We start from the raw sequence: 9,098 nt of genomic DNA, 5'->3' as shown, positions 1-9,098 counted from the left end.
CGGACTCGGGCTGTCGATCGTGAAGACGATCGTCGACCGCCACGGCGGGCGGCTCGAGGTGTCGTCCGAGCCGGGCGTCGGGTCGACGTTCACCGTGACCCTGCCGCTCGCGCGGGTGCCTGCCGCGGTGCGCTGACCCCCGCGTCGACCACCGCGCCGCTCAGGCGTGGGCGACGAGCGGCAGCCGGACGGTGAACACGGTGCCGGCCGGCTCGTTCGCCGCCGCCTCGACCGTGCCGCCGTGCGCCTCGACGATGCGGCGGGTGATGCTGAGGCCGAGACCGGTGCCGCGGATGCCGGCGCGGCGTGCCGTCGTGGCCCGGAAGAACCGCGTGAACAGCTGGGGGAGTTGCTCCGGCGGCACGCCGATGCCGGTGTCGCGCACGTGCACGACCACCTCGGCGTCCTCGATGTCGCCCTCGACCCGCACGGTGCCGCCGTTCGGCGTGTACTTGATCGCGTTGATGAGCAGGTTGTCGATCGCCTGGCGCAACCGGTCGCGGTCGCCGTGGACGAGCAGGGTGCCGTGCACGTCGACGACGAGCGACAGTTCCTTCTCGTCCGCGGCGAACCGTTGCTCGTCGGCGGCGGCACGCAGCACCTCGTCGAGGGCCAGCGTGCGCTGCTGCAGGGTCAGCGGCCCGGCATCGCTCTCGGCGAGGGTGAGCAGGTCGGTGACGATGTGCATCATCCGCTGGGCGGCGTTGTCGATGATCTCGGCGAACCGGCGCTGCTCGTCGTCCAGATCGGTCTCGTCGGTGAGCAGTTCGGCGTAGGCGCGGATCACGGCGATGGGGTTGCGCAGCTCGTGGCTGACGACCGCGACGAGGTCGGACTTCATGCGGCTCACCTCGCCGAGCGCCGTGAGCTGCTCGGCCTGCCGGTGCAGCAGCCGCTCGCGCTCGGTCGCGAGCACGAGGTACTCGCCGATCTGGGCGGTGACCGCCTCGAGGACGCCGACCAGCTCCGGCCCCGCCGTCACCGGCCGCGTGCGCAGCATCGCGATGACGCCGAGCAGCGTGCCATGACCGACGACCGGCAGCCCCACCGCGGTGCGCAACCCGGCCTGCAGCGCGGCCGGCCCGCGGTCGACGTACCCCTCGTCCTTGCCGAGGTCGGGCACCCAGACGCTGCGCCGCACGTCCCACACCCGGCCGACCAGGCCCCGGCCGCGCGGCCGCTCGGCGGGCGCCGTGTCGATCAGCGCCTGCGCGTCGATGCCCTCGCGATGCCACCACGTGACGCGCACGAGCGACTGCTCGTCGTGGTCGGCGTGCCAGAACTCGGCGTACTCCCAGCCGAGGGCGTCGGCCAGGGCGGCGATGGCGGCGTGCGTCGCCTCCTCGGCACTGCGTGCCTCGGCCAGGGCGGTCGAGACCGCGTGCAGCGCCTCGCGCAGCGTCTGGCGCTCGTGCGCCGTGGTGACGTCGTGCAGGGCGACGACCGCCCCGAGCGGGGTGCCGTGCTCGGACGTGATGGGCCGGCCGGTCACCATGTAGCGGCGCTCGACGTCGGTGCGGCGCGACACGATCTCGACGTCCTGCACCTGCTCGCCGTGCAGGGCCCGGGACAGTGGCGTGTCCGGTGGGGCGAGCGGCGTGCGTCCGTCGGCGGCGAAGACGCCCGAGTAGGCGGCGGCGTTGGTCGAGTCGAACGGCAGCCCGGCGGCACCCGCCTCGACGGCGGCGCGGTTGACCACGCTGACGCGGCCGTCGGGGTCGGCGGCGAGCACCGGGTCGTCGACGCTGTCGAGCACGGCGCGCAGGAAGGCCTGCTCGCGTTCGAGCTTGCGGGTGGTGAGCCGCAGCCCGATCTCGGCCCCCGCCGCGTGGGCGAGGTCCTCGAGGGTGGCGAGGTCGTCGACCGACCATTCGTGCGGCTGCCGGTCGATGACGCCGAAGGTGCCGACGATCTGGCCACCGGGCTCGCGCACCGGGTGACCCGCGTAGGCCACGACCTCGTACTCGGTGACAGCCGGGTTGTCGGCGACGCAGGGGTCGAGGCGCGTGTCGGGGATGGCCACGGTCGCGCCCGCCTCGACGGTGTAGCGGCAGAACGACACGTCGATCGGCATGCCGCCGGCGGCGAGCAGCTCAGGGCGCACCCCGACGGTGCTGACGAACAGGTGCTCGGTGTCGCTGACCAGCGAGACCGACGCGACCGGCACGCGCAGCAGGCGGGTGGCGATCCGGGTCAGCCGGTCGAGCACCTCGTCGGTGTCGTGGCGCACGAGACCGACGGCCCGCACGGCGGCGAGCCGGGTCGGATCGTCGAGGGCGGCCACACCACCAATGTATGGCCCTTGTGATCACGACGGCGCCACACAAAGACGGAACGGGCCGTGATCCATCTGTGGATCACGGCCCGTTCCGGGTGAAACCCGACGGATCAGGCAGCCTTCTTGGTCTCCCAGAAGATCGTGTCGATCTCCTTGATCAGCTCGAGCAGCTTGTCGGCCTCGGCCGGGTCGACCGAGCCCTTGCCGCCCGCCGCACCCGCGGCCTTGGTCGCCTTGTTGAACAGCTCGTGCAGCTGCGGGTACTTCTCGAAGTGCGGCGCCTTGAAGTAGTCGGTCCAGAGCACCCACAGGTGGTGCTTGACCAGTTCGGCGCGCTGCTCCTTGATGATCAGCGCCCGGGTGCGGAACACCGGGTCGTCGTTGTTCTGGTACTTCTCCATGATCGCCTTCACCGACTCGGCCTCGATCCGGGCCTGCGCGGGGTCGTAGACGCCGCAGGGCAGGTCGCAGTGGGCGAGGGCGGTGACAGGGCTGCGGAAGAGTCGCACGGAGGACCTCCTGGGTCGACGGACGCGAGGTGAGGACAGGCGGACAGACTGGGCGGATGACCAACCTGTTTCGCACCTTACTCCCGCGAAAAGGTGCGGCGCGGGGCCCGCGGGAGGCGCTGCTGCCGTGGCAGGTCGTGCGGGTCGTGGGGCCGTCGATGGTGCCGGCGCTGCGTCCGGGTGATCGACTCGTGGTGCGGCACGGCGCGTCCGTGCGCGCCGGGGATGTTGTGCTCGCCCGGTTCGCGGACCTGCCCGGCCGGCTGGTCGTGAAACGGGCGTTGCGCCCGGTCGACGGCGGCTGGTGGGTCGCGTCCGACAACGAGGCGGCGGGCGGCGACAGCCGGACGCACGGGCCCGCCCGGGTGCTGGCGCGGGCCGTGCTCCTCGTCCGGTCCGGGGCGGTCCGACCGGCCCGCGTGCCCGCGCCCGTGCGCCCGTAGAGTGGGGGGTCGCCGCCCGGGGTGTGGCGCAGTTTGGTAGCGCACTCGCTTTGGGAGCGAGGGGCCGTGGGTTCGAATCCCGCCACCCCGACCCGCTTCGTTCGAACCGATCAGAAGGACCCGAGGAACCCGCGCGTGAAGAGCACCGTCGAGAACCTGAGCCCGACCCGCGTCCGGCTCGCCGTGGAGGTGCCGTTCGAGGACCTCAATCCGAGCCTGGACGCCGCCTACAAGCAGATCGCACAGCAGGTGCGCGTGCCCGGGTTCCGCCCCGGCAAGGTGCCGGCCCGCATCATCGACCAGCGCGTCGGTCGCGCGGCCGTGCTGCAGGAGGCGATCAACGAGGCGCTGCCGAAGCTGTACTCGGACGCCGCCCGCGAGCACGAGCTGCGGGTGCTCGGCCAGCCCGACATCGACATCGACAAGCTCGACGACGGCGAGTCGCTGAGCTTCACCGCCGAGGTCGACGTGCGTCCCGAGATCACCGTGGGCGACGTCGATGGCATCGCGGTGACCGTCGACGACGCGGTCGTCTCGGACGCCGACATCGACGAGCAGCTCGACGGCCTGCGCGAGCGCTTCGGCTCGCTCAAGGGCGTCGACCGCGCGGTCGAGGACGGCGACTACGTCTCGCTCGACCTGCGCACCGTCGTCGACGGCGAGGAGGTCGAGGACGGCGCGGCCAGCGGCCTGTCGTACGTCGTCGGCTCCGGCGACCTGGTCGACGGGCTGGACGACGCCCTCCGCGGCAAGTCCGCCGGCGAGTCGGCGACGTTCACGACCACGCTGCGCAACGGCGCGAAGGCGGGCTCCGAGGCCGAGGTGACCGCCACGGTCAACTCGGTGAAGACCAAGGAGCTGCCGGCGCTCGACGACGACTTCGCGACGCTGGCCAGCGAGTTCGACACCATCGACGAGCTGCGCGACGACCTGCGCACCCGCCTCTCGCGCGTCAAGGCCCTCGAGCAGGGCTCGCAGGCCCGCGAGAAGCTGCTCGAGCACCTGCTCGAGACCGTCGAGTTCCCGCTGCCCGACTCGGCCGTCCAGGCCGAGGTCGACTACCGCGAGCACGAGATCGTGCACCAGCTCGGCCACGACGACGCCGTCTTCGAGCAGTTCCTGTCGCTGCAGGGCAAGACGCGCGAGGAGTTCACCGAGGAGCTGCGGGCCGACGCCGAGAAGTCGGTGCGCGCGCAGTTCATCCTCGACGCGATCGCCGACCAGGAGCAGGTGCAGGTCGGCGACGCCGAGCTCACCGAGTACCTCGTGCGGCAGGCGCAGCGTTACCAGATGGCACCGCAGGAGTTCGCCAACCAGATCGTCCAGGGCGGCAACCTGCCCCTGCTCTACGCCGACGTGCGCCGCAACAAGGCGCTGGCCCAGGTGCTCGAGTCGGCCGTCATCACCGACGCTTCGGGCAACCCGGTCGACCTCAAGGCCCTCAGCCCCGACGCGCTCGCGGACGTCGTGGCCGGCGACGGGGACGAGGAGCCGGTCGGCGCGCACGACCACGGCGACCACGATCACGGCGACCACGATCACGGCGACCACGCCGAGTGAGCCGTTCCGCCGGCAGCGAACTCGGGGTCGTCCGGCGCGTTTCTGTCAGTGCCGTTCAGTAGGGTCGAGGACATGAGCTTGAGAGACAGCATGGGCGTCGAGATGCGCGGTGCCGGCGGCGGCATGAACCTGTACGACTCGGTCTACGACCGGTTGCTGCGCGAGCGGATCATCTTCCTCGGGCAGCCCGTCGACGACGCGATCGCCAACCAGATCTGCGCGCAGTTGCTGCTGCTGTCGGCCGAGGACCCGAAGCGCGACATCAACCTGTACATCAACTCGCCGGGCGGCTCGGTCACGGCCGGCATGGCGATCTTCGACACGATGGAACTCATCGAGTGCGACGTCGCGACCTGGTCGCTCGGGCTGTCGGCGTCGATGGGGCAGTTCCTGCTGTCGGCCGGCGCGCGCGGCAAGCGCTACGCCCTCCCGCACGCCCGCATCCTGATGCACCAGGGCTCCGCCGGCCTCGGCGGCACCGCCTCGGACATCAAGATCCAGGCCGAGCAGTGGAACCTCACCAAGCGCGAGATGGCCGAGCTCATCGCGCAGCACACGGGGCAGACCGTCGAGAAGATCACCGAGGACGGTGACCGCGACCGCTGGTTCACCGCCCAGGAAGCCCTCGAGTACGGCTTCATCGACCACATCGTGCGCCGCGTCAGCGACGTGCCCAGCGGCAACGTGACGCCGGAATAAGGAGCCTCGCCGTGAACCTGTACAGCCCCTTCGGCGGAGCGCAGGGCCCGTCCTCGCGCTACGTGCTCCCGTCGTTCGTCGAGCGGACGAACTACGGCATCAAGGAGTCGAACCCGTACAACAAGCTCTTCGAGGAGCGCATCATCTTCCTCGGGGCGCCGATCGACGACGTCGTCGCCAACGACGTCATCGCCCAGCTGATCGTGCTCGAGTCCAACGACCCCGACCGCGACATCCTCATCTACATCAACTCGCCGGGCGGCTCGTTCACCGCGCTGACGGCCATCTACGACACGCTGCAGTTCGTCCGGCCCGAGATCCAGACCTACTGCATGGGGCAGGCCGCCTCGGCAGCCGCGGTGCTGCCCGCCGCCGGCACGAAGGGCAAGCGCTACGCCCTGTCGAACTCGCGCATCCTCATCCACCAGCCGTCCGGCGGCACCGAGGGCGCCCAGCAGATCTCCGACCTGGACATCCAGGCCCGCGAGATCCTGCGCATGCGTGACCTCATGGAGCAGATCCTGGCCCGGCACACCGGGCAGGACATCGAGACCATCCACCGCGACGTCGAGCGCGACAAGATCTTCACGGCCGAGCAGGCCAAGGAGTACGGCATGGTCGACGAGGTCATCAGCAGCCGCAAGATCGACAACGCCTGAGGACGTTCGGCCCATCCGGTTGTCGGCCGGATGGGCCGACCTGCGCCGCGCCGGGCGATTGGGGACGACTTCCGGGCCGAATCCGGGTACCGTCCTAGGTCTCAGTACGCCTGCGGAGCCGTCTCCACCGCACTGACCGGCGGCATGGGACAGACCATCGAGGAATGTGCGCGTCATCGGCGCACGACAGAGGGGAAGCCGCCTTGGCACCACGTGTCGGCGAGACCGGCGACCTGCTCAAGTGCTCCTTCTGCGGGAAGAGCCAGAAGCAGGTCAAGAAGCTGATCGCCGGTCCGGGCGTGTACATCTGCGACGAGTGCATCGACCTGTGCAACGAGATCATCGAGGAGGAGCTGGCCGAGTCCAGCGAGTTCTCCTTCGACGAGCTGCCGAAGCCCAACGAGATCTTCGAGTTCCTGAACAGCTACGTCGTCGGCCAGGAGCACACGAAGAAGACGCTCGCGGTCGCGGTCTACAACCACTACAAGCGGGTGCAGGCCGGCGGTGACGCCAAGCCGCGCTCGTCCGACTCGTCGGTCGAGCTCGCCAAGTCGAACATCCTGCTGCTCGGCCCGACCGGTTCGGGCAAGACGCTGCTCGCGCAGACGCTCGCCCGCATGCTGAACGTCCCGTTCGCGATCGCCGACGCCACCGCGCTCACCGAGGCCGGGTACGTCGGCGAGGACGTCGAGAACATCCTGCTGAAGCTGATCCAGGCCGCCGACTACGACGTCAAGCGCGCCGAGACCGGCATCATCTACATCGACGAGGTCGACAAGATCGCCCGGAAGGCCGAGAACCCGTCGATCACGCGCGACGTCTCCGGCGAGGGTGTGCAGCAGGCGCTGCTGAAGATCCTCGAGGGGACGACCGCGTCGGTGCCGCCGCAGGGTGGGCGCAAGCACCCGCACCAGGAGTTCATCCAGATCGACACCACCAACGTGCTGTTCATCGTCGGTGGCGCCTTCGCCGGGCTCGACTCGATCATCGAGGCCCGCATCGGCAAGAAGGGGCTGGGCTTCGGCGCCGAACTGCACACCAAGTTCGACCGCGAGCAGCGCGACGTCTTCGGCGAGGTCATGCCGGAGGACCTCATCAAGTTCGGGCTGATCCCCGAGTTCATCGGCCGTCTGCCGGTGCTCACCTCGGTGCGTCCGCTCGACCGTGACGCGCTGGTGCAGATCCTCACCGAGCCGAAGAACGCCCTCGTGCGGCAGTACGCCAAGCTGTTCGAGCTGGACAACGTCGAGCTCGAGTTCAGCCAGGACGCGCTCGAGGCGATCGCCGACCAGGCCGTCCTGCGCGGTACCGGCGCCCGGGGCCTGCGCGCGATCATGGAGGAAGTGCTGCTCTCGGTGATGTACGAGGTGCCGTCCCGCGAGGACGTTGCCCGTGTCGTCATCACCCGCGAGACGGTGCTCGACCACGTCTACCCGACGCTGGTGCCGCGTGAGGCCACGCCGAAGCGCACCCCGCGCGAGAAGTCGGCCTGACCCGACCCGACCCCACGACGAACGGCCCCGGCACCGGATGGTGCCGGGGCCGTCGTCGTCCGGCGGTTCGTCCGTCCCGACAGGCGGCGGCCGCGCCGTGTGTGTGTGTGTGTGTGTGTGTGGCGATGCTGCGGGCAGACACGCCGTGGCGGGCCCCGCAGCGCGGCCACACACCTGCGGCGTCACCCCGTGAGTGACCAGCGCCGACGGTGCCCTTCGCGAGCGGCGAGGGTGCGCAGGGTGTCCCGCCGGCATCCCCGCGCGTCGTCGTGCAGCCGCTCGTGCGAGTACCGCAGGGTCAGCCAGTCGATCGTCGCGAGCGCTGCGTCCCGCCGCCGGTCGCGTTCGCGCTGCGCCCGGGTCGAGTGGTACCGCTCGCCGTCGAGCTCGATCGCGACCTGCTCGTCCTCGAAGGCCCCGTCGAGGCGGTACTGCCGGCCGTCGACCGTGATGACTCGCTGCCGCCGCATGTGTCGGAGGCCCGGGACGTCGAACACCCCGAGGTAGCCCCAGATCTCGAGTTCGCTCTCGCAGCCGGCGTCCAGCAGCGTTGTGAGCTCGAGCAATCGCTTGCGTCCCGGCATCCCGACCGCCCGCTCGGCCGCCGCGGCCAGCTCGCCGGCTGTCAGCAACCCGCTGCGGACGGCGGTGATCGCCGCGGCGCGCTGGTCGGGGCCGACGAGCAGCGGCCACGACCGGGTGACGGCCACCGCGGGTTCGACCGTCGGGACGCCGCGGACGAGCCGCACCGCCGTGGGGACGCGGGTGCGGTGGACGACCAGGTCCGGCGACCGGCCGATGGGGTGGCGTCCGATGTGGGTGGTGACCTGCACGCGGTCGTCCGGCACGGCGACCGGCAGCTCGTACCGGCGCAGTCCGGACGTGTGGCTCAGCGCGGCCGGGCGGCCGACGCTGAGCACGCCGGCGAGCTCGAGCACGTCGAGATCGTCCGCGTCCCACGGGCGGCAGTGGACGCGTGGGAACGGCGTGACGAGGTGCCCGCGAGCGACCTCGTCGTCCAGCTGGTTGCGGCTCACGACCTCGAGCAGCCGGGCACGGGAGGCCGCGCGGCCCGAGCGGGCGAGCAGTCGATCGATGGCATCGCGCATCGGTCGATCGTCCGGTCGCGCGGTGGCTCGTCGGCTCGCCCGGCCGCCGCTGTGGACAACTCGAGCCGCGTCCACAGCGCTGCGGTGATCCCTTACCCATGCGGCGGCCGCGTGCTGGTGGGGAGGTGCGTGGCGCCGCTGCGGGTGGACACGCCGGCCCACCCCTCGCAGGGTCGCCACACACCAGCGGGGCGCCCGACGTGTGTGGCTACGCCGCGGGCGGACACGCCGTTGCAGCACCCGCAGCGTCGCCACACACGACGGCGGCCGCCGCGGTTCCGGCGGGCGACGGTGCAACCGCGGACGGGCCGTCGACCGGGGCGCCGGCGGCGCGCAGGACGCGGCGGC

9 protein-coding genes and 1 tRNA gene are annotated in these 9,098 nt (G+C 71.1%); 7 read left to right on the top strand and 3 right to left on the bottom strand.

Annotated features, from left to right (window positions below; all coding sequences use genetic code 11):
• Positions 1–10: 10 nt before the first annotated feature.
• On the top strand, positions 11–136 hold the full coding sequence (locus tag ACTHMS_RS17290) for an ATP-binding protein (protein ID WP_440307901.1): 126 nt from the start codon (positions 11–13) through the stop codon (positions 134–136).
• Positions 137–160: 24 nt separating this feature from the next.
• Here ACTHMS_RS17290 and ACTHMS_RS17285 read toward each other — a convergent pair whose 3' ends face one another.
• Both ACTHMS_RS17285 and sodN read right to left on the bottom strand, forming a co-directional pair.
• Positions 161–2,284, bottom strand: coding sequence for an ATP-binding protein (locus ACTHMS_RS17285; RefSeq protein ID WP_440307899.1), 2,124 nt, complete (start codon positions 2,282–2,284; stop codon positions 161–163).
• A gap of 104 nt (positions 2,285–2,388) precedes the next feature.
• Positions 2,389–2,787, bottom strand: a complete 399-nt coding sequence (gene sodN / locus ACTHMS_RS17280) for a superoxide dismutase, Ni (protein WP_440307898.1) — start codon at positions 2,785–2,787, stop codon at positions 2,389–2,391.
• 56 nt (positions 2,788–2,843) lie between these two features.
• Between sodN and ACTHMS_RS17275 the strand changes: the two genes are divergently transcribed.
• The 6 genes from ACTHMS_RS17275 (at position 2,844) to clpX (ending at position 7,641) form a co-directional block, all read left to right on the top strand.
• Positions 2,844–3,230, top strand: a complete 387-nt coding sequence (locus ACTHMS_RS17275; RefSeq protein WP_440307897.1) for a S24/S26 family peptidase — start codon at positions 2,844–2,846, stop codon at positions 3,228–3,230.
• Between the two features lie 17 nt (positions 3,231–3,247).
• Positions 3,248–3,321 (top strand) — tRNA-Pro (locus ACTHMS_RS17270).
• Between the two features lie 44 nt (positions 3,322–3,365).
• Entirely contained in the window at positions 3,366–4,790 is a 1,425-nt protein-coding gene (tig, locus tag ACTHMS_RS17265) for a trigger factor (protein WP_440307896.1), read from the top strand.
• 102 nt (positions 4,791–4,892) lie between these two features.
• Positions 4,893–5,489, top strand: a complete 597-nt coding sequence (locus ACTHMS_RS17260; RefSeq protein ID WP_440307900.1) for an ATP-dependent Clp protease proteolytic subunit — start codon at positions 4,893–4,895, stop codon at positions 5,487–5,489.
• An 11-nt stretch (positions 5,490–5,500) separates the two neighbouring features.
• Positions 5,501–6,148 carry an ATP-dependent Clp protease proteolytic subunit gene (locus ACTHMS_RS17255; protein ID WP_440307895.1) on the top strand — a complete coding sequence of 216 codons (648 nt, stop codon included), beginning with the start codon at positions 5,501–5,503 and terminating at the stop codon, positions 6,146–6,148.
• Positions 6,149–6,351: 203 nt separating this feature from the next.
• On the top strand, positions 6,352–7,641 hold the full coding sequence (clpX, locus tag ACTHMS_RS17250; protein ID WP_440307894.1) for an ATP-dependent Clp protease ATP-binding subunit ClpX: 1,290 nt from the start codon (positions 6,352–6,354) through the stop codon (positions 7,639–7,641).
• Positions 7,642–7,823: 182 nt separating this feature from the next.
• Here clpX and ACTHMS_RS17245 read toward each other — a convergent pair whose 3' ends face one another.
• The gene (locus ACTHMS_RS17245; RefSeq protein WP_440307893.1) at positions 7,824–8,750 is read right to left on the bottom strand and encodes a DUF559 domain-containing protein; all 927 of its coding nucleotides are present in this window, start codon (positions 8,748–8,750) and stop codon (positions 7,824–7,826) included.
• Positions 8,751–9,098 lie beyond the last annotated feature (348 nt).

It is taken from the genome of Jatrophihabitans sp., from assembly GCF_051960575.1.
Classification (GTDB): Bacteria; Actinomycetota; Actinomycetes; order Mycobacteriales; family Jatrophihabitantaceae; genus JBQCEE01.
The sequence above is the reverse complement of the archived record's forward strand: the minus strand, read 5'-3'. Positions and strand labels throughout refer to the sequence as shown.